The organism is Hymenobacter rubripertinctus (assembly GCF_003583925.1).
Classification (GTDB): domain Bacteria; phylum Bacteroidota; class Bacteroidia; order Cytophagales; family Hymenobacteraceae; genus Hymenobacter; species Hymenobacter rubripertinctus.
Genome location: NZ_QYCN01000024.1, coordinates 25,048 through 48,155, shown reverse-complemented (window position 1 = coordinate 48,155; position 23,108 = coordinate 25,048). Strand labels below are relative to the sequence as shown.

The 23,108-nt window shown below is 62.6% G+C and carries 17 protein-coding genes; 11 read left to right on the top strand and 6 right to left on the bottom strand.

What is annotated here, in order from left to right; all coding sequences use genetic code 11:
- Positions 1–84 precede the first annotated feature (84 nt).
- Positions 85–654: a DUF6799 domain-containing protein gene (locus tag D0T11_RS15020; protein WP_119656621.1), complete on the top strand. Its 570-nt coding sequence runs from the start codon at positions 85–87 to the stop codon at positions 652–654.
- 43 nt (positions 655–697) lie between these two features.
- Here the strand turns inward: D0T11_RS15020 and D0T11_RS15015 are convergent, their stop codons facing one another.
- Entirely contained in the window at positions 698–1,726 is a 1,029-nt protein-coding gene (locus tag D0T11_RS15015) for an enolase C-terminal domain-like protein (RefSeq protein WP_119656620.1), read from the bottom strand.
- A gap of 138 nt (positions 1,727–1,864) precedes the next feature.
- On the opposite strand from D0T11_RS15015, the gene D0T11_RS15010 reads away from it, so the two are divergent.
- The 5 genes from D0T11_RS15010 to D0T11_RS14985 all read left to right on the top strand — a co-directional run bounded on the left by D0T11_RS15010 (position 1,865) and on the right by D0T11_RS14985 (position 9,456).
- Positions 1,865–3,286: a dicarboxylate/amino acid:cation symporter gene (locus tag D0T11_RS15010; RefSeq protein WP_119656619.1), complete on the top strand. Its 1,422-nt coding sequence runs from the start codon at positions 1,865–1,867 to the stop codon at positions 3,284–3,286.
- A gap of 248 nt (positions 3,287–3,534) precedes the next feature.
- Complete coding sequence (locus D0T11_RS15005) at positions 3,535–4,191, top strand: hypothetical protein (protein ID WP_147374676.1); 657 nt, start codon at positions 3,535–3,537, stop codon at positions 4,189–4,191.
- Positions 4,192–4,347: 156 nt separating this feature from the next.
- Positions 4,348–5,991 carry a CTP synthase gene (locus D0T11_RS15000; RefSeq protein WP_119656617.1) on the top strand — a complete coding sequence of 548 codons (1,644 nt, stop codon included), beginning with the start codon at positions 4,348–4,350 and terminating at the stop codon, positions 5,989–5,991.
- 292 nt (positions 5,992–6,283) lie between these two features.
- Positions 6,284–8,182, top strand: a complete 1,899-nt coding sequence (gene yidC, locus D0T11_RS14995) for a membrane protein insertase YidC (protein WP_119656616.1) — start codon at positions 6,284–6,286, stop codon at positions 8,180–8,182.
- 797 nt (positions 8,183–8,979) lie between these two features.
- Positions 8,980–9,456 (top strand): DUF6438 domain-containing protein, encoded by a 477-nt coding sequence (locus D0T11_RS14985; RefSeq protein WP_182888432.1) that lies wholly within the window; start codon positions 8,980–8,982, stop codon positions 9,454–9,456.
- Between the two features lie 145 nt (positions 9,457–9,601).
- On the opposite strand, the gene D0T11_RS14980 is transcribed toward D0T11_RS14985, so the two are convergent.
- Positions 9,602–10,351 carry a superoxide dismutase gene (locus D0T11_RS14980; RefSeq protein ID WP_119656613.1) on the bottom strand — a complete coding sequence of 250 codons (750 nt, stop codon included), beginning with the start codon at positions 10,349–10,351 and terminating at the stop codon, positions 9,602–9,604.
- Positions 10,352–10,553: 202 nt separating this feature from the next.
- Between D0T11_RS14980 and D0T11_RS14975 the strand changes: the two genes are divergently transcribed.
- The gene (locus D0T11_RS14975) at positions 10,554–11,786 is read left to right on the top strand and encodes a carboxypeptidase-like regulatory domain-containing protein (protein ID WP_182888431.1); all 1,233 of its coding nucleotides are present in this window, start codon (positions 10,554–10,556) and stop codon (positions 11,784–11,786) included.
- Positions 11,787–11,858: 72 nt separating this feature from the next.
- On the opposite strand, the gene D0T11_RS22605 is transcribed toward D0T11_RS14975, so the two are convergent.
- Entirely contained in the window at positions 11,859–11,996 is a 138-nt protein-coding gene (locus tag D0T11_RS22605; protein ID WP_182888430.1) for a hypothetical protein, read from the bottom strand.
- A 67-nt stretch (positions 11,997–12,063) separates the two neighbouring features.
- Here D0T11_RS22605 and D0T11_RS14970 point away from each other — a divergent pair, with 67 nt between their 5' ends.
- On the top strand, positions 12,064–13,113 hold the full coding sequence (locus tag D0T11_RS14970) for an alkaline phosphatase D family protein (RefSeq protein WP_119656611.1): 1,050 nt from the start codon (positions 12,064–12,066) through the stop codon (positions 13,111–13,113).
- 103 nt (positions 13,114–13,216) lie between these two features.
- Here the strand turns inward: D0T11_RS14970 and D0T11_RS14965 are convergent, their stop codons facing one another.
- Positions 13,217–14,956, bottom strand: coding sequence for a cellulase family glycosylhydrolase (locus D0T11_RS14965; RefSeq protein WP_119656610.1), 1,740 nt, complete (start codon positions 14,954–14,956; stop codon positions 13,217–13,219).
- A gap of 571 nt (positions 14,957–15,527) precedes the next feature.
- Between D0T11_RS14965 and D0T11_RS14955 the strand changes: the two genes are divergently transcribed.
- The 3 genes from D0T11_RS14955 (at position 15,528) to D0T11_RS14945 (ending at position 20,962) form a co-directional block, all read left to right on the top strand.
- Positions 15,528–18,698 (top strand): glycoside hydrolase family 3 N-terminal domain-containing protein, encoded by a 3,171-nt coding sequence (locus D0T11_RS14955; RefSeq protein ID WP_119656608.1) that lies wholly within the window; start codon positions 15,528–15,530, stop codon positions 18,696–18,698.
- 196 nt (positions 18,699–18,894) lie between these two features.
- Complete coding sequence (locus tag D0T11_RS14950) at positions 18,895–19,272, top strand: GxxExxY protein (RefSeq protein ID WP_119656607.1); 378 nt, start codon at positions 18,895–18,897, stop codon at positions 19,270–19,272.
- 67 nt (positions 19,273–19,339) lie between these two features.
- Positions 19,340–20,962: a 3-(methylthio)propionyl-CoA ligase gene (locus tag D0T11_RS14945; protein WP_182888429.1), complete on the top strand. Its 1,623-nt coding sequence runs from the start codon at positions 19,340–19,342 to the stop codon at positions 20,960–20,962.
- A gap of 127 nt (positions 20,963–21,089) precedes the next feature.
- Here the strand turns inward: D0T11_RS14945 and D0T11_RS14940 are convergent, their stop codons facing one another.
- On the bottom strand, positions 21,090–22,268 hold the full coding sequence (locus D0T11_RS14940; protein WP_119656605.1) for an acyltransferase family protein: 1,179 nt from the start codon (positions 22,266–22,268) through the stop codon (positions 21,090–21,092).
- 220 nt (positions 22,269–22,488) lie between these two features.
- Entirely contained in the window at positions 22,489–23,010 is a 522-nt protein-coding gene (locus tag D0T11_RS14935) for a DUF2059 domain-containing protein (RefSeq protein WP_119656604.1), read from the bottom strand.
- Positions 23,011–23,108: the final 98 nt, after the last annotated feature.

Below are 23,108 nucleotides of genomic sequence, written 5' to 3'. Positions count from 1 at the left end.
GGAGTTGCCCATCCGACTGCTCTTCCGAACGCGGCGCGCCATCTGCCGTAAGCAGGGCATTACCTCCCCCAACTTCTCCTTACCATGAAGACAACCATCCTTTTTCTGCTGCTGAGTCTGGGTGCTGCCCCGGCCCTGCTGGCGCAGTCGTCGGGCAATGTGGCCGGCCCCGTAGAAACGTCCCCTTCCGACCGGTTCGTGCTCCGGAATGGCGAAGTAATGCTGCTGAAGGGCAAAAACCTCACCCCGCTCACCAAAAACATCCTGCTTTCCAACGGCACCAAAATCAACTCCAAAAGCGGCATTGTGGAGTTGCCCGGCGGTAAAATGACCACCCTTAAGGAAGGCGACTACGTGCGGCCCAACGGCGACATTGTGTTTGCCACGCCCGCCAGCGCGGCCCAGGCCCGCGGCGACAATACGGTGCCGGCCGCAGCGCAGTTCAACAGCTACGTAGACCCACGTCCGGCCCCGGCCACGCCCGCCGCCATGGAAATTCGGCTGACGGAGATGAACTCAAAAATCAGCCTGATGGCGGAAAAGATCCAGCTCCTGAATCAGAAAATCAGCTTGCTCGGCACCAGCGGCCAGCCGAAAGTGGATACCTCCGCGCTGGACCGCCAGCTTCAGGCCATTGATGCGAAGCTGAAGTAACGCATATCCAGTTCCCCAAAAGCCCGGTCATCCTTCGCTTTGCTCAGGATGACCGGGCTTTTTGCGCCTCACTCGCCGTCAGCAAACCACCCGCTTCCTGCACCAGTCCGAAGGGCTCGTCGCGGACGATGAGGAAGCCGTCGAGGTCGCAGACGTCGGCCAGGGCGCTTATTTGCAGAGCCGACCAGATGCCGAGGGAGGTTTCGACCATGCAGCCGAGCATGGTTTGCAGGCCGTGGGCGCGGGTTTCACGCAGAATACGAAGACCGTTGAAGTAGCCGCCGGCCTTCATCAGCTTCATGTTCACGCCGTCGAACTGCCGGGCAATGTCGGCAAAATCGGCCTCGTCGGTTACCGATTCGTCGGCGAAAACAGGGCAGCCCAGTTGGCCTTTGAGGGCGCGGTAATCGGTGGTGCGGGTGGCGGGCAGGGGTTGCTCCAGCAGGCGCACCCGCAGGCCCGGCAGGCGCGCAATGGCTTCCCAGCTTTGGCGCAGGCTGTCAGCGTCGGGCCAGGCTTCGTTACCGTCGATGATGAGCGGCCGGCCGGGGAGCAGGCGGGTTACCTCGCCCAGCAAGTCCAGCGCGCCTTCGCGGTTGACTTTAATTTTGAGCAGCGGAAACCGGTCGAGGCCCTGTTGGCGCACGAATCCGGCCACTTCCCCGGGCTCCATGATGGGCAACGAAGCGGCCGTGGGCACCGGCCCGGCAGGCGGAGTTACGCCCAGCCAACCCGCCACGCTCTGGCCGGCCCGCACCGCCTCCCGGTGCACGAAGGCCGATTCCAGCGCAAACCGCAAGGCGTGGGCGGGCTGATGGAGGGTTAGAAATTCCGCCAGCTCCTCTAGGGTTTCACAGGAGCCCAGCCCGGCCGCCAACAGCGCGGCAAACTCACTTTGCAGACCTTCCGGGGTTTCCTGGTAACGGATATTGGGAGCCGCCTCGCCCCGGCCCCGGTAGCCCCCGCCGGCTACTTCCACCAGCAGGTTGGTTTTGCTGGCCGAGGCATTGCGCGCGATTTTCCAGGTGAAGCGCAACGGCAGCAACAGGGGCTTAAGCGTCCAGGTAAGCATGGGGCAGTACGGATACAAAAGTGGGAGTTAGGAGCGCAGGGTGGCCGAAGCTAGCAGTTCGGCCGCGTTTCTCCGCCCCAAGCAGGCTATATTTGTCCCGACCCCACTCCTTTTCTCTCGCCTTTTGTTCTGCCGCGCATGAAGTTTTCGCGACTCTCCCTACTGGTCCTTTTGTTGTTCGTGCTGGCCGCCGCAACTACGGTACTGGCCGCCCGGACCCCGCCCCTGCTCGACCCGACGGTGGCGCTTACATTGCGCTGGCTGTTCCTGGCGGCCCTGGCCTGGATGGCCGTCCAGCGCCGCTCCCTCACTTTCTGGATTGTGGTGAGCATGTTCGTGGGGGCCGAAATAGGTAACGATTACCCGGCCCTGGCCGTGAACCTGAAGGTGCTCAGCGACATTTTCCTGCGCCTGGTGAAAACCATCATCGCGCCGCTGGTTTTTGCCACCCTGGTGGTGGGCATTGCCGGCCACGCCGACCTCAAGCAGGTGGGCCGCATGGGCATCAAGGCCCTGGTGTATTTTGAAGTCGTGACCACCTTTGCCCTCTTCATCGGACTGGCGGCCATCAACTTATCCAAGGCCGGCATGGGCATCAACCGCAGCGGCATTGCCGCCGATATGGAGCAACTCCAGACCGTGGAGCAGAGCACGAGCGACATTATCCTGCACATCTTCCCCGAAAACATTGCCAAATCGGTGGCCAATGGCGAGGTGCTGCAAGTGGTAGTGTTCGCCATCATCTTCGCTATCGGCCTGGCTATGGTGCACCAGAAGCACCGTCAGCCCCTGCTGAGCGTAACCGAAAGCCTCTCGGAAGTGATGTTCAAGTTCACCAACGTGGTGATGTACTTTGCCCCCATCGGGGTGGGCGGAGCCATTGCCTACACGGTGGGCAAAATGGGCTTCGGGCCGCTGCTCAACGCGTTTCAGCTGCTGCTCACGCTCTATGCGGCCCTCATTGTCTTCGTATTGCTGGTGCTGCTGCCGGTGGCTCTCATTGCCCGCCTGCCCATTAAGCGCATCGTTTTGGCCATTGCCGAGCCGGTGAGTATTGCCTTCGCCACTACCTCCTCAGAAGCGGCCCTGCCCCGGGCCATGGAGGCCATGGAAAGCGTGGGCGTGCCACGGCGCATCGTGGCCTTCGTGATGCCCACGGGCTACTCCTTCAACCTGGATGGCACCACGCTTTACCTCTCGCTGGCGGCTGTGTTCGTGGCCCAGGCAGCAGGCGTGGATCTGACGTTCGGCCAGCAACTCGTGATGGTGTTCACGCTCATGCTCACCAGCAAGGGCGTGGCCGGGGTGCCCCGCGCCTCGCTCGTGATTCTGCTGGCTACGGTGGCCTCATTTAACCTGCCGGCCTGGCCCGTATTCATCATTCTGGGTATTGATGCGCTGATGGACATGGCCCGCACGGCCGTGAACGTGGCCGGCAACTGCCTGGCCTCGGCCGTGGTGGCCCGCTGGGAAGGCGAGTTCATCGACAACTACGTGGCCCCCGACCCCGTCATCGACCTGGCTGAAACTGACAGCGCCCTGGCCCAGCCGGTGCACTAGCCTACCGCCTTTTTCCTCCCGTTTACCGTTCCCGCGCTACTCAGTTGAGTGGCGCGGGAATCTTTTTTCGTGGCAGCTGTTAGCGCAATAGCTGTTGTAATTGCTCTATATACAATCCAATAAATGCCTTTATATTACACTTATTCCCTCCTTTCTACAACACTTTTCTGTCCGTCACCTCGTATTTTTGAAGGATGGTGAATTGCCCCGGTTTCTGCCTGTTTACCAGCTCTCTGACCACTTCCCGTATGCCGAAAACCTACTCCTTTGCCCTCCTGTTTTTAGCGGCCACTCTTTCGTTGGGGGCCTGTAAATCGACGGAGAAGGCTGTTTTTCGGACCATCCGCTCCAATAGCTCGGTGGCGCTGGGGCGGCTGCCCAACCTGGAGCCCGTACTGGAAGCCGGCCCGCTGACGGTTTCTTCGGAAGATGGTTATCCTGACGACGCGGTAAAAGCCTATCGGCAGGAACTCTCCTACCACCTGGCCGAGCCCCGCGTTGATTCCGTGCGCTACGGCTATGCCAAGCTGATGGTCACGCAGGTCCAGCAACAACGGACCGGGCATTTTTTCCAGGCCTTGCAGATGCTCACGCTGATGACGCCCAGCCTGCTGGCCGTGCCCCTGGAGTGGTACCGCACCCGCGTGAAAGCCGAAATGCAGATTATTGATGCCCGGGGCGAAGTTATCGGCACTTACGTGGGCGAGGGCCGCAGCAAGGTGCGGGTGGCCATGTATCACGGCTACGGCCAGGGCAAAGCCGCCCGCCTGGCCGATATCCAGGGCCTGCGCCTGGCCCTCGACCAGATCCGGCCCCAGCTGGCGGCCGCCACCGATACACTGCGCCAGCAATTGCTGACTGCTGGTCCGCTGGAGGAGGTAATCGGGGTTTCGCTGGGCCGCTAACCGGCAACCTCCTAAACGGCCTCTCATCCTGCGCACTGATCAGCATGAGAGGCTTTTTCTTGCCTATCTGGCTGATTCTCTTCCCATCTCATACACCGAAAAAAATCCTTTGCAATCGTAGCGGCCCGGAGATAACGCCTAACTTTGTTTCCCGTTATGCCAGACCGAAATTCCACTTCCGCGGCTGCAACGGCCAAGTACATTTTTGTAACGGGCGGCGTTACTTCCTCACTGGGCAAAGGCATCATTTCGGCCTCCCTGGCCAAATTGCTGCAAGCGCGCGGCTTCCGGGTCACCATCCAGAAGTTCGACCCCTACATCAACATCGACCCGGGTACGCTCAACCCCTACGAGCACGGCGAATGTTACGTGACCGACGACGGGGCCGAAACCGACCTCGACCTGGGCCACTACGAGCGGTTCCTGAACGTGCCGACCTCGCAGGCCAACAACGTGACCACCGGCCGCATCTACGACCACGTGATTACCAAGGAGCGCGAAGGCGCCTACCTGGGCAAAACGGTGCAGGTCGTGCCCCACATCACCGACGAAATCAAGCGGCGCATGCTGCTGCTGGGCCAGACGGGGCAGTTCGATGTGGTGATTACCGAAATCGGGGGCTCCATTGGCGACATCGAGAGCCTGCCCTTCGTGGAGTCGGTGCGGCAGCTGCGCTGGGATTTGCCCGAGAGCAGCACGCTGGTTATCCACCTCACGCTGCTGCCTTATTTGAAAGCGGCCGGGGAGCTCAAAACCAAGCCTACCCAGCACTCGGTGCGCGACTTGCGCAGCGCCGGCCTCCAACCCGATATCCTGGTCTGCCGCTCCGAGTATTCGATTCCGCCCGAGATGCGCCGCAAAATCGCGCTCTTCTGCAACGTCCACATCAACTCCGTTATCGAGAGCCTCGACGCCGACAGCATTTACTCGGTGCCGCTGCTCATGCTCAAGGAGCACCTCGATGAGCGCGTCATTAAGAAGCTCAACCTCAAGGGCGGCGCGGCCCAGCCCGATCTGGAGGCCTGGAAAGACTTTCTGGGCCGCCTGAAAAACCCGACCGAGGAGGTGACGATTGCGCTGGTGGGCAAGTACGTGGAGCTGCCCGACGCTTACAAGTCCATCATCGAGTCGTTCATTCATGCCGGGGCCCAGAACGAGTGCAAGGTCACGGTGCGCAGCATTCAGAGCGACAACCTGACGGCCGAGAATGTGGCCCAGCAGCTGCACGGCGTGCACGGCGTGCTGGTAGCACCGGGCTTTGGCGAGCGGGGCTTTGAGGGCAAAATTGCCGCCGTGCAGTACGTGCGCGAAAACAAGATCCCCTTCTTCGGTATCTGCCTCGGCATGCAGGTGGCGGTGGTCGAGTTCGGCCGCAACGTGTTGGGCCTGGCGCAGGCTTCCTCCACCGAAATGGACCCGAATACGAGTGAGCCCGTCATTGCCATGATGGAAGACCAGAAGGACATCACCCAAAAGGGCGGCACTATGCGCCTGGGAGCCTACGACTGTGAGCTGCGCCGGGGCTCGAAGGCGGCCAAAGCCTACGGCCGCAACCAGATCAGTGAGCGGCACCGCCACCGCTACGAGTTCAACAACGATTACCTGGAGCGTTACGAGGCGGCTGGTATGGTGGCCTCGGGCCGCAACCCCGAAACCGGCCTCGTGGAAGTGGTGGAGCTACCCAACCACCCCTGGTTCGTGGCCGGCCAGTTCCACCCCGAACTGAAAAGCACCGTCCAGAATCCCCACCCACTGTTTGTGCGCTTCGTGCGCGCCGCTATTCAGTACCGGAAGGGTTGAGGATTAGGAAAAGAACGGTCATCCTGAGCTTGCGAAGGATCTTATCAAGTCGAAACGAGTCGTTGGCACGATGCTGTTTCAATGGAATAAGATCCTTCGCAAGCTCAGGATGACCGTTCTTTTCCCGGTGCATTTGGCTCTTCCCGGCCCCTTCCCACCAAAAATGCGCCCATCCAAAAAATATTCGGCTCACAAACCCGACCTTTGCGGTTGGGTAGCCGGGTTTCGGCCGGCGGCCCGTTTTGTATTTCCCGTCCGGGCCGTTGTGGTGCGGGCACACTCTACTTACTAAATGGACAGAAATTCAGCAATCGGCCTGTTTTTGATGGCGGCCTTGCTTCTGATTTATCTTCAGTTCGCGCCTAAACCCGAGCCCGCCGCCGTCGAGCTGGCCAAAACCACCAAATCGGTCACTGCGGGCGGCGACTCGGCCCGCACGTCTGCCACGGCTCCGGTAGCACCCGATTCGGTGCAGCTGGCAAAGCAGCTTGGTTCGTTTGCCGCCGCCGCCCAGGGCACGGCCCAGACCACCGAGCTCAGCAATAAGCTGCTTACCGTCACCTTCTCCTCGAAGGGTGGCCAGCCCCAGGCCGCGCGCCTGCACAAGTACAAAACGTTCGACGGTCAGCCGCTCGATGTTTTTGATGCTCAGAGCGCCAAAATGGATCTGCGCTTCCGCACCGCCGATGGCCGGCAGATAAAGCTTTCCGACCTCTACTTCCGGGCTGAGCCCCAGGGCAGCACCGGCCTGCGCTTTGTGGCCGAGGTGGCCGGCGGGCAGATTGAGCAGACCTACACGCTGGCGCCCGAGTCATATGAGGTGGGCTACCAGCTGCGCTTTAATGGCCTGAACCAGACGCTGGCCCAGGAAGCGCTCACGTTCACGTTCGTGGATAACGTGCGCCAGACTGAGCAGGACCGCAAGCAGAACCGCAACCACACCGCCATTAACCGCTACCTCGTATCGGGCGACCACACGGTCCTATTCGAGGCCAGCGAGAACCCGGAGGAAATTAAGGTGGAAGAGCCGCTGAAGTGGGCCGCCCACAAGCACAACTTTTTCATTGCCGGCATCATTGCCGATAACGCGTTCAGCTCGGGCCAACTCAACTCGACGGTTGACCTCAACGACTCGACCTACCTCAAGACGCTGAGCAGCACGCTCAAGATTCCGGTGACGGATGTGCAGCAGGGCAAGGCCAACTACCGCTTTTTCTTTGGACCGAACTCGTTGGATTTGCTCAAAACAGTGGCGCCCGAATTCGACCGCAACGTGTCCCTGGGCTGGGGCCTGTTCCGCTGGGTAAACCGCTTCGTGGTGCTGCCGGTGTTCCACTTTTTGCAGCAGTACATCGCCTCCTACGGCCTGATTATCGTGCTGCTGGTCGTGCTCATCAAGCTCGTGACCTGGCCCCTGACCTACAAAACGTATGAGAGCCAGGCCAAGATGAAGGTGCTTAAGCCCGAAATTGATGCCATCAAGGCCAAGTACCCCGACGACCAGACCAAGCAGCAGCAGGAAACGATGAAGCTCAATTCGAGCATGGGCGTGAACCCGCTCAGCGGTTGCGTACCCACCTTGCTCACGCTGCCGATTCTGTTTGCTATGTTCCAGTTCTTCCCCAACGCCATTGAGCTGCGCCAGGAACCTTTTCTGTGGGCCAAGGACCTGAGCACCTACGACGAGTTTCTCAAGCTGCCCTTCGAGCTGCCGTTTCTGGGCTCCCACATCAGTATGTTCACCGTGCTCATGACGCTCTCGACGCTGGCCATGACCTACCAGAGCAACCAGAATAACCCCTCGGCCATGCAGGGTCCGATGAAGTTCTACAGTTACCTGATGCCGCTGGTGTTCTTCTTCGTGCTCAACAGCTTCGCCGCCGGCCTGACCTGGTACTACCTGGTATCGAACCTGGTGACGATGGCCCAGCAGGCTATCACGCGCCGTTTCGTGGACGATGACAAGGTGCGGGCCAAGCTTGAGGCCAACAAGGTGAAGAACAAGGACAAGAAGCCCAGCGGCTTCTCGGCCCGCCTGGCCGACGCCATGAAAGCGGCCCAGGAGCGCGAAGCCCAGACCAAAGCAGGCGGCCGCATAGCCCGCCAGGATTCGGACGCCGCTGACGCCGAGCCCGGCACTGGGGCCGACGACGTGTCGCCGAAGAAACCCCGCAAAACGCGCCGCTCATAATTTTTATCCCTGTCCGGGAACTTTTTGCCCCGCTGCCCCTCCGGCAGCGGGGCTTTTTGTTGGATCTGGCACCAAGTTTGGCAAGCAGGCTATGCGCTATATAGCCGGCCTGTTTCTTTCTTCCACTCTTTTTGTTACTCGTTATGCGTGCTCCTCTACTTCCGTCGATCCTGCTTTTGCTGGGCCTGGGCGCGCTACCCGCCTGCACGGTAAACTACTACGTGCCTACCGATTCAGGTGTGGCTCGGACCGAACCGCCGCGCCGCCCACAGCGGGGCCGCTGGCAGCCGGCCGCTGGTCCGGTTACCTATTATCCGGGCCAGTATCCGCCCGCCGCGCCGGCTCCGCAGTACCCACAGTCCCCGCCGCCTGCCACACCCGGGCCGGGCCGCCACACACCAGCCCCAGTCCCCGGCCCCACTAAGCAACCGCCCATCCCGGCTCCCGGACCGGGCCGACAGCCCTCTGCGCCCGCCCCGGCGCCCACCCCGGCGCCCACCCCGGCGCCCACCCCAGGCCCTACTAGGCAGCCCCCGATTCCGGCGCCGGTACCCCCTACCCGGCACACGCCTTCGCCGACCCGAGTTCCGGCTCCGGCACCTACTCCAGGGCCAACCAAACAGCCTCCGGTTCCGGCGCCGATGCCTACTCCTGCTCCAACGCCCATCCCTGCTCCCGCTCCAGTGCCTGATCCGACTCCGCAGCCGCTGCCGACGCCTGTACCGCAACCATTGCCGGAGCCGGCTCCGGAAAATCCGCAGGGGCCGGTACTGCTTCCCGCTCCTGCACCAGCACCAATGCCGCAACCTGCTCCGGAAACGCCCCCAGTTCGGCTGCCCGCACCCGTAGAAACCTCAGACGTGCCCGACAATCCGGCTCCGGCAGGCCAGTTGGCCCGGCAAGCGCTGCTCTTCAGCCGCACGCCCTGCCTGGGCAAGTGCCCCAGCTACACGGCCCGCATCTATACCGATGGGCGGGTGGAGTACGAAGGGTTTCGCTACGCGCCGGTGGAAGGCAAGCGCCAGTTAACGCTGAACCCGGCCACCGTGCAGAAGTTGTTGCGGGAAGCCGAGCAGATCGGGTTTCGTCAGCTGCCGGATACTTACCCCAGCGATGCATCGGATATGCCTTCCACCGTACTCGTCATTACCACTGCCGAGGGCTTCAGCAAGCAGGTTACGGTGGAAGAAAATGGCCCGGCCGCCCTGCAAGCCTTATTCGCCAGAATCGACAAGCACTTGCTGAGCGCCCTCAATGTGGTGGGGGACATGTGAGGGATTAGGGATTAGGTCCGTCATTCTGAGCAAAGCGAAGGATCCTGTTACGTGAAAACGACTTGTTCTCACCCAACAGGATCCTTCGCTTTGCTCAGAATGACGGACCTTTTTGGCCGTCAGCCGTCAGCCGTCAGCCAAAAAACTACCCTTTGCGGGCTTCGTCGTAGCGGCTGCCGGCTTCCGACCAGTTGACTACGTTCCAGAATTCCTTGATGTAGTCGGGGCGCTTGTTCTGGTGCTTGAGGTAGTAAGCATGCTCCCACACGTCGAGGCCGAGAACGGGGATGCCGCGCTGCATACCGGGCAGGTCCATCAGGGGGTTGTCCTGGTTAGGAGTGGAGGTCACCATCAGCTTGCCGGTTTTTTTGTCCACGATCAGCCAGGCCCAGCCGGAGCCGAAGCGGGTGCCGGCGGCTTTGGTAAACTCCTCGCTGAACTTATCGAAAGAGCCAAAGTCCTTGGTGATGGCCGTGGCGAGGTTGCCGGTGGGCTGGCCGCCGCCTTTGGGGGCCATAATCTGCCAGAAAAACGAGTGGTTCCAGTGCCCGCCCGCGTTGTTGCGAATGGCTTCGGGCTGCTTGTGCATGGAGGCCAGCAGCTGGGCCAGGCTCATTTTCTCGGCGGGCGTGCCCATTACGGCGGCGTTGAGCTTGCTCACGTAGCCCTTGTGGTGGGCATCGTGGTGGATTTCCATGGTGCGCGCGTCGATGTGCGGCTCCAGGGCAGTGAAGGGGTAGGGCAGGTCGGGGAGCGTGAACGGGCCATCGGCCATGGGGGTGGCCCGGGCGTCGCGGAGCAGTTTTTCTTCGTGGGCGGCAGCCAGTACGGCAGGGCTCACCAACGCCCCCACCACCGTGAGCAGGCTATTTTTCAGGAAATCGCGCTTCAGCATGATTGTAGGAAGGAAAGGAAAGTGGAAGGACGGTGAGCCCCGGCAACGGCCGGGGCCTGGCGGCCAAGGTATCACTACTTACCCGGATTGGGGATGGTCTGTTGCATTTCGGGTGTACTTTTGTGCGGAAGGGCACGGTTTTAGAACGGCCCCGCATTACGTTAGCTCATTCATCCCAGCTCCTTTTTCTGCTGCCCGACTTATGTCCGTTTTCCGTTTGATTTCCCGGCCGGCTCTCCCGGCCCGTTTTTTCACGCTGCTGCTCTTGCTACTGGCCGTGGCCCACTTCAGCCAGGCCCAGGTGCAGTTGCGCGGCGTGGTGCGCGACAAGGATACCCAGGAGGTGCTGCCTTTCGCCAGCGTGGCCGTGCCCGGTACTTCCAACGGCACTACCACCAACCTGGAAGGCGAGTTCAGCCTCGTGGTGAAAAAGCTGCCCGTGACGCTCCAGATTTCGGAGCTGGGCCACGTGAAAGATACCGTGCGCGTGACAACCACCGCCCCGCTCGCCATTGCGCTGGCCTCGGCCACGGTGGTGCTGCCCGAGGTGAAGGTGGCCAGCTTCCCCTACCAGATGGTGGACCGGGCCTTCCGCAACCTCCAGCGCAACTACCGCCGCACCTACTACGGCCGGGCCTTCTACCGCCAGATTACGCGCATCGACGACCAGCCCACCGAGTTGCAGGAAGTGGTGTGGAACGTGAAGTCGAACCCGGCGCGCATTCTGGGCACCACCCTGGCTCAAGGCCGCTACGCGGCCGTGCAGGCCCCCATCAACCTGAATAACTTTTCGGTGTACACCCGCAAGTATGGCCTCTTCGACCCGCGCCAGGACAGCACCACCTCCCTATCCCTGATGAGCCCCAACGTGGAGAAGAACTACCTGCTGGAGCTCAAGGGCATTGTGGGCGAGGATTCGACGGGCGGGGTGGCGGAAATCACCTTCGAAACCCGCCCCGAACTCAGCTACCGGTCCGAGGGTAGCGTCTGGATTGATATTGAAACCAACCAGATTGTGCGCTACCGCGTGGTGCAGCCCAGCTTTACGGGGAGCACCAACAATCCCAAGCAGAAGTTCACAAATGCCCGGCTGGCCATCGAAATGTCGTTTAAGCCCGGCGGCCCGGCCGGCGTGGCCCCACTAGAGCTGATGAAGATGGACTTGACCACCGACTTGGCGGAGCCCGGCAAGAAACCACTGGCCATCAAGGTGTCGTCGTTTACGTACTTCTACGACCAAAGCAGCACGCCCCAGCGCCTGCCCTACGCCGCCGCCAGCCTCTCCGACCGCGACCTGCAAGCCATCCGGGCCCTGCCTTACGACCCCGAGTTCTGGGCCAATAACCCGGTAATCAAGCGTACGCCCGCCGAGGATGAGGTAGTGGCTGCCTTCGAGAAGAAAGGCGCCTTCGGCTCGATGGTGAAAAAGAAGTAATGGCATGAGAAGGGGGCGCGGACCGGATGAAAATTGACCGTTATTCCGAGCGCAGCCCAGGAATAACGCGTGCTAACTCAACCACACCACCACGGCCAGTAGCCCGAGCCCGGCCAGGAAGGCGCAGCCCAGGCCTATACCAATGCCCTTGAGCAGGCGAACGTCGGCAGGGGTAATGTGGGGTGGGTGGGGCTTGGGAGTGTGGGACATGCGGATGTAACCGGGGAAGACCAAAAAAGATACCCTGATCGTAAGCTGGCAGTAGCCTATTTAGGGCATGAAAGCAACTTCCCTCTGCGTGTTACTGGTCGCTCTGCTGGCGGCCTGCTCGCCCTCCGGCCAACCTGCCCAGTCCTCCGAAACGGCTACCAGACCGGCCCGCACCGCTGGCGAGCTGCGCCTGGCCTTCGGGTCGTGCAACCGCCACGACCTGCCCCAGCCCCTCTGGGATGACATTGCCCGCGACCAGCCCGACGTGTGGATCTGGTTGGGCGACAATATCTACGGCGATTCCGACGACCCGGCCGTGCTGCGGGCCAAGTACGCGGCCGAGTTCAACCAGCCCGGCTACCGCCACCTGCGCGAGCAGGGCACCCGTGTGATCGGGACTTGGGACGACCACGACTACGGCCGCAACGATGGCGACCGGAACTACCCCTTCAAAGCGCAGAACCAGCAGCTGGCCCTCGACTTTCTGGAGGAGCCCGCCGACAGCCCGCGCCGCCGCCAGGAGGGTATTTACGATGCCTACGAGTACCGGGTAGGAACCAAAAAGGTGAAGGTTATCCTGCTCGATGACCGGTATTTTCAGGACCCGCTCTACCGCGACGCCCGGCAGGTGTACCAGCCCAACCCCACCGGAGACGTGTTGGGCGAGCCCCAGTGGCAGTGGCTGCGCGGGCAGCTGCAAAACTCCGACGCCGACGCTCACATTATCGGCTCGGGCATCCAGTTTCTGCCCACCGAGCACCGGTTCGAGAAGTGGGCCAACTTCCCGGCCGCCCGCCAGCGCTTTCTCAGCCTGCTCACCGAAACCCACCCCAAAGGCATCCTGCTCATCAGCGGCGACCGGCACATCGGGGAAGTGTCGCGGCTGGTGGTGCCGGGGCTGGCCGGGCCGGTGGTGGAGGTGACGTCGAGCGGCCTCACCCACCCCGCCACCCAGAATACCGGGGAGCCCAACCAGCTGCGCATCAGCCCCCTCGTGAATCAGAAGCACTATGCCCTGTTCCGGTTCCGGGAGCAGCAGGGCCAGCTGACGGTGGACGCTTCGCTGCGCGGCGACGAGGGCCGGGTTTTCTATGAGGAAACCATACTGCTTCAGTAGCTGCCACAGCCTTTTGGTGCTATACCCCCCTTCTCTTTTGCCAAACGGCAGGCGAGAAGAGGTACTTTCCTTACGGAACGGGGTATCCGCCCGGCTCAGCTGCTTATTGCTTCACGAAGCGCTGCGTCTGCACGAGGCCGGGGCCGGCCAGACGCACCAGGTAGGAGCCGGCCACCAGTGCCTCGGTCGCCAGCTCTACCTGCTGATCTGCCGCCTGGCCGGCCACGGCCCGCCGGATGACGGCGCGGCCCAACCCATCGAATACCGTGAGGTGCACCTCGCCCGCAGTGGCGGGCACGGTTACCGTCAGTTGGTTTTGCGCCGGATTCGGGTACACTGCAAGCGCCGCGTCTCCTGCTACCGCAACCGTAGTGGGCAGGACCGTGCGGGCAGCGGCAGATACCTTGCTGAAGCTCCACCAGTTGATATTGTAGCCCCCGGCGGGTACGCCGATGGCAATATCCTGGCGGCCGGCGGGCAGCGTAACGGTGTGCGAAATAGTGGTCCAGACCTGCCAGCCGCCGGTTTTAGGCACGTTGATAGTCCCGCGGAGCGTGACACCGGCGTTCTGCTCCAGGCTGATGCGGCCGCCCCCGTTGAGGCTGGCTACCCGGTACTGTATGAGGTAGGTGCCGGCCGCCGGAATATCCACAGTATAGGCCAGCCAGTCGCCGGGGTCGAGCCAGCCCACGTTCAGCCCCCCGCCGGTATCGGTGGTGGCTTGCGTCTGCACGCCACTCATGGCGTGGTAGCTTTCGGCCTCTACTTTCGTAGTGCTGCCCGTAGTTGGCGGCGGCGTGCCCCCGCCACCGCTCGTGACGGTACCGTTCCAGCTCTGGATGTAGCTTTTCACCAGGGAGCCGGAAGTAGTCAGGAAGTTATCCGACCAGGCGGCCGTGGAGCTGGTGCCCGGCTTGAGGGCCGAAGCCGATTCGGCCTTGTCGTTGAGGGCCCAGTTGGCATGGCTGATGTTGTTCTGCCTCAAGAAAGTCATCCACTCCTGGGTCGAAGCGGCATCCACGTAGCCGTTGCCCGAGGCCTCAGTAGTACCGTACTCCGTCACGAACAGGGCCACACCCCGGTTTAGGGCCGTCTGGGCCTTGTCGCGCAGGCTCTGCTTGTGGGTGGCGGCATAGAAGTGCAGGGTATAGGCGATGTTGGGGTAGCGCGTGATGGGGTTGCTGGCAGCCACGTCCACATCCTGCGACCAGGTGGGCGTACCCACAATAATCAGGTTGTCGGGGTCGATGGCCCGGATGGCCCCGGCCACGGCCTCGGCGTAGGGTTTAATAGTACTACTCCACGACACCTGCAAAGGCTCGTTGTACACCTCGTACATTACGTTGGGCGTGTTACCGTAGGTGCGGGCCATGTCCTGGAAGAAGCTGATGGCCTGGGACTGGTAGTTTTCGGCATGGTGGGAGTGCCAGTCGATTATGACGTACAGGCCCTGGGCCAGGGCGGCATCCACCACGGTTTTAACCCTCCGGCGGTTGCCAGCGGGGTTGCTGATGTAGCCCCCGCTGTCTTCCACGCCCATCGCCACGCGCACGAGCTTGGCGTTCCAACTGTTTTTGAGCCAACTCACGGTGTTGGCGGTGTAGTACTTTTCGCCGCCCCAGCCGTCGTTGCTCCAGAACAGGCTGTTGCCGGCCAGGCTCATGGGCTGGTTGTTTTTGTCGAGGATGCTGCCGCCGCTCACTTTCAGCTGGCCGTACTGTTGCACGGGCGTCTGGGCAGCGGCGCTGGGGCCGAGCAGGCCGGTTAGCAGGCCAGTTGCCACGAGCAAACCGGCGTACCGGAGCGGGCGGGCGGGATGTTGGGGAATGTGCGTTTGTTTCATGGTTGTGGGAAGGAAATGGACGGTGACAAGACAGAGGAAAGCGGCGCGGAGCAGGATACTATTCTGAGGAACCGATACAGTAAAGGGACGGTGTTGATGACAAAAGCGCGGAAGCAGGCGCGGGACAGGAGGCAAAGGCGGGGACAGCGCCGGGAAGCTACCACAGCGGAGAGTCGCGCATCCGCCCGTGCCTTTGCCAGCGTTTTCACCCCCTGGAAGGATCAACTACCTGGTCCGAAGCACCCGCAGAACGGTTGGTATAGGTACTGAGCAGCGGGAACAGCATCCCCATTCTACCGCTTGCTGGTCTGCCCGATGTGGCGGCTGGTTCCAGCTCCCGGCCAAGATAAGGCTATAGCTAATTTAACTCATTACTTGTCAGCAGCATATATACGCAAACGTTTCCGCTAGCCCGGTGGCGTGCCCGTGCGGACTTGCTTTTTCAGTCGCCGCCGCAGGTGGGTTGCCACCATCCGTTGGCGGGCGGAATGAGCGCCCCGGGCACGGCCGGCCATTCGGTCGCTGGCAGTATTCCGCTACATTAGCTGCCTCACGCCTTGCCCCGCCCACCTTGCCATCCTCCCGTTTTCTTCCGTTTCTCTGGCTGCTGGCGCTGCTGCTCAGCGGCCCCGATGCCGCCGCCCAGCGCCGCGCCGCCAGCCGTCGTACTCCCCCGCCCACCCGCCCAGAGGCCGGAACCCACAAGCCCGCGCCCGCCCGGATCCGGCCCCTGGCAGTCCGGCCAGCCCCTGCCCCCGCCTCGGCCAGCCGGGGCAACCAGCCGGTACCGTTTGCCGGGCAGCTGGCCAGCTCGCGGTGGGTTGATTCGGTGATGGCCTCGCTCACGCCCGACCAACGGGTGGCCCAACTGTTCATGGTGGCCGCCTACTCCAACCGCCGCCGCCTCGATGAGGACTCGGTTTCGGCCCTGATTCAGCAGTACGGGATTGGGGGACTAATCTTTTTCCAAGGCGGGCCGGTGCGCCAGAGCCGCCTGCTCAACCGCTACCAGAGCCAGAGCAAGGTGCCGCTGCTGGTGGCCATGGACGGCGAATGGGGCGTGGGCATGCGCCTGGATAGCGTAGCGCGCTTTCCGTTCCAGATGAGTTTGGGCGGACTCAAGGACAATGCACTTATCTACCAGATGGGCCAGGAGGTGGCCGCCCAGTTCAAGCGGCTGGGTATGCACGTCAACTTTGCCCCGGTGGCCGACGTGAACAACAACGCCCAGAACCCGGTCATCGGCTTCCGCAGCTGGGGCGAAAACCGCGAGAACGTCACCGAAAAAAGCTACCAGTACATGCGTGGCATGCAGGACGCGGGCGTGCTGGCCGTGGCCAAGCACTTCCCCGGCCACGGCGACACCGACGTAGACTCCCACCTGGCCCTGCCCCTGCTGCGCATCGACCGGCAGCGGCTCGATACGCTGGAGCTGTTCCCGTTTAAAAGCCTGATCCGGCGCGGGCTGGGCGGCATGATGGTGGCCCACCTCAACATTCCGGCCCTCGATACCACGGGCGTGCCCTCCACGCTTTCCAAACCCATTATTGAGGGGCTGCTGCGCCAGAAGCTGGGTTTCGAGGGTATCATCTTCACCGATGCCATGAACATGAAGGGCGTCATCAGCAAGTATCCGCCCGGCGAGGCCGACTTGCGGGCCGTGCTGGCCGGCAACGACGTGCTGGAGTTCAGCAAGAACATTCCGCTGGCTTTGCGCCTGATCCGGGAAGCCATCAACGAGGGCCGCATTTCGCAGGCCGAAATTGACCGCCGCTGCCGCAAGGTGCTGGCCCTGAAGCAGTGGTCGGGCCTGAACCGCTACCGGCCCATCGAGCTGAAGAACATTACGGCCGACCTGAACACGCCCCACGCCCAGTTCCTGAGCCGCCAGCTCACGGAGCAGAGCCTCACGGTGCTGCGCAACCAGCAGAACCTGCTGCCGTTGCTGCGCCTCGACACGCTGCGGCTGGCCACGCTCACGCTCGGCACCACCGACACCACCTATTTCCAGCGCATGGTGGCCGACTATGCGCCCGCCCGCCACTTCTGGCTGCCCGCTACGCCTTCGCTCGACGAGCTGACGCGGATGCGCGAGACGCTCCGGCCCTATAATATGGTGCTGGTGGGCGTGAACAACCTGGGCCGCCAGCCCGCCACCAGCTTCGGCGTAACCCCCGAAATGAACGTGCTGCTGCGCGAGCTGGGCGGCAAGGGCCAGAAGCTGGTGGTAACGGTATTTGGGACGGCCTACGCCCTGGACCGGCTGCGTGATTTGAGCCGGGCCGAGGCCGTGGTGCTGGCCTACCAGGAAAGCCAGAACGCCCAGGAAGTGGCCGCCGAGGTAATTTTCGGGGGCGTTTCGGCCAGCGGGCACCTGCCGGTGGCCGCGTCGGGGCGCTACGGCTACGGAGCGGGGCTGCCCACCAAGGGCGGCATTCGGCTGCGCTACAGCTTCCCCGAGGCCGTGGGCATGAACAACAACCTCGAAAGCCGGGTCGATTCGGTGATGAACGCGGCCCTGGCCGCCGGGGCCTTCCCGGGTGGCCAGGTGCTGATTGCCCGCAAAGGCACGGTGGTGCTGCGCAAGAGCTATGGCCGCCAGACCTACGGCCCGGCGGCCCGCCCGGTGCGCCCCGACGACCTCTACGACCTGGCTTCGCTGACCAAAGTAACCGCCGCCCTGCCCGCCCTGATGACGCTCCAGGACCAGGGTAAATTCTCCCCCGATATGACGCTGGGTCAGCTGCTGCCGGCACTACGCGGCACCAACAAGCAGGACCTGAAGCTGCGCGACGTGCTCACCCACCAGGCCCGCCTCAAGGCCTGGATTCCGTTCTGGAAGAACTACACCAAGCCCCAGGGCTTCTTCCAATCGGTTTTCGGCAAGAGCCCGCCCGCCAGCGCGGTATCGGCCACCCAGCCCGCCGAGCTCAGCCGCCGCTACTTCCGGCCCGATTCGTCGGCCCGGTTCCCGCTACGGGCCGCTACCGGCCTGTGGGCCCGCCAGGATTTCCCCGACCTCATTTTCAAAGCCATTGCCGAGTCGCCGCTCAACGAGAAGCCCGGCTACGTGTACTCTGACCTCTCGTTTATTCTCTATCCGCGCTTCGTGCAGGCGGCCACCGGCCGGCCACTGGATCAGTTCATGACCCAGCAGCTGTACCGGCCCCTGGGCGCTACCACGCTCGGCTACAATCCCACCCGCCGCTTCCCGCTCAGCCGCATCGCGCCTACCGAATACGACTCGCTGTTCCGCCACGGCCAGCTCCACGGCACGGTCCACGATGAGGGCGCGGCCCTGCTCGGGGGCGTGTCGGGCCACGCGGGCCTGTTTGGCTCGGCCAACGATCTGGCCAAGCTCGTACAACTCTACGCCTGGGAAGGGCAGTACGGCGGGCAGCAGCTTATCAAAGCCGAAACCCTGGCCGAGTACACCCGCTGCCAGTTCTGCCCCGATAACCGCCGCGCCCTGGGCTTCGACCGGCCCGCCGCCAACCCGGCCCTGAACTCGGCCAAAAGCGCCTCGCCGGCCAGCTACGGTCACACCGGTTTCACCGGCACCCTGTTCTGGGTCGAGCCCAGGGAAGAGCTTATCTGCATCGTGCTCACCAACCGCGTGAACCCGACCCGCCGCAACAATAAGATTTCCTCGATGAACGTGCGCACCGACGTATTACAGGTGGCCCTGGAAAGTATCCGGCAGCGGCGGCAGCTGGAGGTGGAAACGTCGGTGGAGGAATAGTTCTTCAGGTATTTCACGCAGTGTCTCGGGGTGGATGGGGCAGGGTAGCGCAGTGTCGTTCTTACAGCTACTTTAGGATTTGGGCACAAGTCTCATCCGCCTCACGTCACGCAGTGTTTCGCAATAAACAGCCACCCCAATCTACTGCGTGAAGTAGAAAATAGCGCAGCCGACAGCACGTAAATCAGCTATTTGGATGCCGGAGAATGATATTTCGTTTGAGGTGAGAAAGGCGGCTTTCAAGGTACATTCGGCTTTGGGACCGGGGTTGCTGAAGTCGGTACAGGAGGTGGCCCTGGCGCACGGGTTGCGGCAGGCAGGACTGACGGTACAGACGCAGCTGGCGTTACCGATGGTGTATGCCGGCGTGCAGATGGAAGCCGGATTCCGGCTGGGCATGGTGGTGCAGGGTAAAGTTATTGTGGAAATTAAATCGGTGGAAACCCTGCAGGAAGTTCATTTCAAGCAACTACTAACGTACCTTAAGCTCTCGGGCCTCAAACTCGGCCAACTCATCAACTTCAATATAGCCCACTTCAAAGAGCGCATGCACCGCTTAGTCAACGGCCTATAAGAACAGCACTGCGGTACCCTGCGTCATCCACCCCGAGACACTGCGTGAAATAAACCCGAACGATACTATGCTAGGATTGATGATGCATGAGCCCCTGCGCATCGCGGGGCTGCTGGAACACGCCGAGAAGTGGCACGCCGATACCGAAATCGTGAGCCGCCTGCCCGAAGGCCTCATTCACCGCTCTACCTACGCCGAGCTGGGCCGCCGCAGCCGGCAACTGGCCAACGCCCTGGCCCGCCTCGGTATTGGCAGCGGCGACCGGGTGGGCACGCTGGCCTGGAACACCCACCGCCACCTGGAGCTCTACTACGCCGTGTCGGGCTCGGGGGCGGTGTGCCACACCATTAACCCGCGCCTGTTTCCCGAGCAGATTGCCTACATCATCGGCCACGCCCAGGACCGGGTGGTGTTCTTCGACCTGACCTTCCTGCCCCTGGTAGAAAAGCTGGCGGCCCACTGCCCCGGCGTGGAAGCCTGGGTGCTGATGAGCGACCGGGCGCACCTGTCCGAAAGTCCCGCCCTGCCCGATTTGCGCTGCTACGAGGACTTGCTGGCCGCTGAAACCGACCAGTACCAGTGGCCGGTGTTCGATGAGAACACGGCCTCTTCGCTCTGCTACACCTCCGGCACCACCGCCGAGCCCAAGGGCGTGCTCTACTCCCATCGCTCCACGCTGCTGCACAGTTTCGCTGCCGCCTTGCCCGACTGCTTCAACTGCTCGGCCCAGGATGTGATTCTGCCCGTGGTGCCCATGTTCCACGTCAATGCCTGGGGCATTCCGTACCTGGCCCCCATGCTGGGCTGCAAGCTGGTGCTGCCCGGCCCGGGCCTGGATGCAGCCAGCCTCTACGAGCTGTTCGAAACTGAAGGCGTCACGTTCTCGGCCGGCGTGCCCACCATCTGGCTGGGGCTGCTCACGTTCATGCGCGAAAAAAACCTGCGTTTCAGCACCCTGCACCAAACGGTGGTGGGCGGCGCGGCCTGCCCGCCGGCCTTGTTCCGGGCCTTCGCCGACGAGTTAGGCGTTACCATCCGCCACGCCTGGGGCATGACCGAAACATCGCCCCTGGGCACGGTGAGCGTGCTCAAGCCCCAGCAACTGAGCTTGAGCGACGAGGAGCAGTTTGCCCTGCGCACCAAGCAGGGCCGGGTTATTTTTGGGGTCGATATGAAGATTGTGGACGACGAGGGCCACTCGCTGCCCCACGACGGCGTGGCCTTCGGCGACCTGCTCGTGCGCGGCCCCTGGGTGGTAGCCGACTATTTCGGGGCCGGCCCCATGGGCGAGCTGACCACCGACGGCTGGTTCCGCACCGGCGACGTGGCCACCATTGATGCGGCCGGCTTCATGCAGATAACCGACCGCAGCAAGGACGTGATTAAATCGGGCGGAGAGTGGATTTCGAGCATCGCGCTGGAAAACCTGGCCGTGGGCCATCCGGCCGTGGCCGAAGCCGCCGTCATCGGGCTGCCCCATCCCAAATGGAGTGAGCGGCCCCTGCTGGTGGTGGTGCGCCAGGCCGGTCACACGGTCAGCGCCGAAGAGTTACTGGCTTTCTACGAAGGCAAAATAGCCAAGTGGTGGACGCCCGAAGCCGTCGAATTCGTGGACGAGCTGCCCCACACGGCCACCGGCAAACTGCTCAAAACCAAAATCCGCCAGACGTTTGCGGGATATCAGTGGTGACTCGGTGACTGAGTGGCCTGTCATTCCGACGCAGGAGGAATCTGGGGCAAGCCGTTGCACAACCTCATTCTGGCGACTTTACCCAGATTCCTCCTCCGTCGGAATGACAGGCCACTCAGTCACCGATTCACACTTTGATGATGATGCGCTTGCGGTAGAGCAGGTACAACAGCAGCGTCCAGAACAGCAGGTATACCAGGTCCCAGACCAGGGAAGCGTGGTAGGGGTTGACAAAATGCGGGACAAAATGCGTCTGGTAAAGCCAGTCGCGCAGGTAAAGCTTCTCCCCGGTGGGGGTTTTGCGGTGCAGACGCGTGAGCACTCGCTCCACGGCTTCGGAAAGGAAAAACACGCTGAACGCATTCACGCCATACACCAGAAACAGCGTAGTCCAGGCCCCGCGCCGCCCCCGCACGTCGCAGACCCAGTAGAGCGTGGCCAGCAGCAGAATGCACCACCCCCCGGAATACAGCACGAAGGAGCTGGTCCAGAGGCTTTTGTTGATGGGAAACCACGGGTGCCAGAGCAGCCCGAGCCCGAGCGCGGCCACCCCGGCCCACAGCAGCCACCGCACTCGGCAGGCGGCGGGCCGGGGGCCTCGCAGCCACTGGGCGCTCAGCATCCCAAGCAGGGTGGTGCCCAGCGCGGGCAGGGTTCCCAGCAGACTTTCGGGGTCCCAGCCCAGCTGGTCGTCGTGGAGGTGGCCATTGCCCAGCACCGTTCTATCCAGCCAGGCCCCGAGGTTGGTGGCCGGCTCCAAGTTGGCGGGGCCGATGCCGGGCACGGGCACCAGTTGCAGCAGGGCCGCGTAGCCGGCCAGCAGCAGCACCAGCAGCAGGGCCTGGGTGCGCCAGCTGGTTTTGAGGTAGAGCACACTGCCCAGCAGAAACACCACCCCAATGCGCTGCAACACCCCCGGAATGCGCACCGACGTGAAATAAAAATACGGCAGCAACATAATCAGGATGCCCAGCAGCACCATTACCAGGGCGCGGCGGCCCACCCGGACCAGGGCGCGGGTGTGGTGCCCGGGCTGAGCCCGCACCGAGGCCAGCGCATATACCAACGACACGCCCACGATGTAGAGAAAAGCCGGGAACACGAGGTCGGCCAGGTGAAAGCCGTGCCACCCGGCGTGCGAAATGGGCGCGTAGTAGTAGTGCCAGTCGCCGGGGAAATTCACCAGCAGCATCAGCAGCACGGCCATGCCCCGAAACACATCCAGCGACATCAGCCGCCCCGAGGCTTCTGCCAGCGGTCTGGCCCCGGTGGTTCCCAAGGCCGCCTGCGTTACGTTTTGGGTCATCGGGGGCAGCGGATAAAGGATTGGATGAAAGAGAAACCCGGTGGATTATACTACCCGGGCCGGAGCCGGCCGCAGCTGACTGGCACGCAATCAAACATAGTCAGGATACGCCCCAGGCCAAGCTACGAGCTTGGCACGTCATCAGGGGCATGCGGCTTACCCGGCCCCTTGTTGCGCGCAGGACTTTGCCGGGGGCGTAGTCGCCGCGTCAGCGAAGCGCCTACTCAGCCGCGCCGGGCGGCTGCTTGTTCATTTTTTCGGCAATAGCCTGCTGAAGCTCGGGCAGGTGTTCCTGCATCCGGCGCTGGCCCAGCTCCATGCCGGCCGCAGTCAGCTGGGGTAGCTTCTCAGTGGTTTTGCGGCCGATGGGCGTCAGGTAGAATTTGGTCAGTTCTTTGAGCTCCTTCTCGGTGAAAGCACCGGCGTAGAGTTGCACCATTTCATCCTTAAGCGAAGCCCAGCTCATGTACTTGGTGAGGTAGGCGCGCATTTCGGGCTCCACGGCCTTCATGCCGGGGTTTTGCTCGATCTGGCCCGCCAGCATCCGGTCGATGGTCAGGGTTAGGTTCTGCTCGGAGTTGGTGGCGGCCAGCAGGCTTTCGGCGGCTTTGCGGTGGCTGGCCGAAAGCGGCGCAGCAGTGGCAGCAGTGGCAGCAGTGGCCGGCGGCGGGGTCGTCTGGGCCAGGGCGGCCGGCAAAGCCAGCACCGTAGTGGCCGCCAGCAGCAGGAAGGTTCTTTTCATGCCACAGAGGTACGAAATATTGCCGTTTCGCACCCCACTCCCACCCGCGTGGAGCCCCTCACCCCGTCTGCAAAATCCGTGAACCGAAGAACAGCAAA

Bases quoted from the DNA above. Each gene is read 5' to 3' on its own strand.
- D0T11_RS14940 (WP_119656605.1), bottom strand. From the start codon at position 22,268: ATGACCCAAAACGTAACGCAGGCGGCCTTGGGAACCACCGGGGCCAGA.
- D0T11_RS15020 (WP_119656621.1), top strand. From the start codon at position 85: ATGAAGACAACCATCCTTTTTCTGCTGCTGAGTCTGGGTGCTGCCCCG.
- yidC (WP_119656616.1), top strand. From the start codon at position 6,284: ATGGACAGAAATTCAGCAATCGGCCTGTTTTTGATGGCGGCCTTGCTT.
- D0T11_RS14950 (WP_119656607.1), top strand. From the start codon at position 18,895: ATGCCGGAGAATGATATTTCGTTTGAGGTGAGAAAGGCGGCTTTCAAG.
- D0T11_RS14945 (WP_182888429.1), top strand. From the start codon at position 19,340: ATGCTAGGATTGATGATGCATGAGCCCCTGCGCATCGCGGGGCTGCTG.
- D0T11_RS15000 (WP_119656617.1), top strand. From the start codon at position 4,348: ATGCCAGACCGAAATTCCACTTCCGCGGCTGCAACGGCCAAGTACATT.
- D0T11_RS14980 (WP_119656613.1), bottom strand. From the start codon at position 10,351: ATGCTGAAGCGCGATTTCCTGAAAAATAGCCTGCTCACGGTGGTGGGG.
- D0T11_RS22605 (WP_182888430.1), bottom strand. From the start codon at position 11,996: ATGTCCCACACTCCCAAGCCCCACCCACCCCACATTACCCCTGCCGAC.
- D0T11_RS15005 (WP_147374676.1), top strand. From the start codon at position 3,535: ATGCCGAAAACCTACTCCTTTGCCCTCCTGTTTTTAGCGGCCACTCTT.
- D0T11_RS14965 (WP_119656610.1), bottom strand. From the start codon at position 14,956: ATGAAACAAACGCACATTCCCCAACATCCCGCCCGCCCGCTCCGGTAC.
- D0T11_RS14975 (WP_182888431.1), top strand. From the start codon at position 10,554: ATGTCCGTTTTCCGTTTGATTTCCCGGCCGGCTCTCCCGGCCCGTTTT.
- D0T11_RS15015 (WP_119656620.1), bottom strand. From the start codon at position 1,726: ATGCTTACCTGGACGCTTAAGCCCCTGTTGCTGCCGTTGCGCTTCACC.
- D0T11_RS14985 (WP_182888432.1), top strand. From the start codon at position 8,980: ATGCCGCAACCTGCTCCGGAAACGCCCCCAGTTCGGCTGCCCGCACCC.
- D0T11_RS14935 (WP_119656604.1), bottom strand. From the start codon at position 23,010: ATGAAAAGAACCTTCCTGCTGCTGGCGGCCACTACGGTGCTGGCTTTG.
- D0T11_RS14970 (WP_119656611.1), top strand. From the start codon at position 12,064: ATGAAAGCAACTTCCCTCTGCGTGTTACTGGTCGCTCTGCTGGCGGCC.
- D0T11_RS15010 (WP_119656619.1), top strand. From the start codon at position 1,865: ATGAAGTTTTCGCGACTCTCCCTACTGGTCCTTTTGTTGTTCGTGCTG.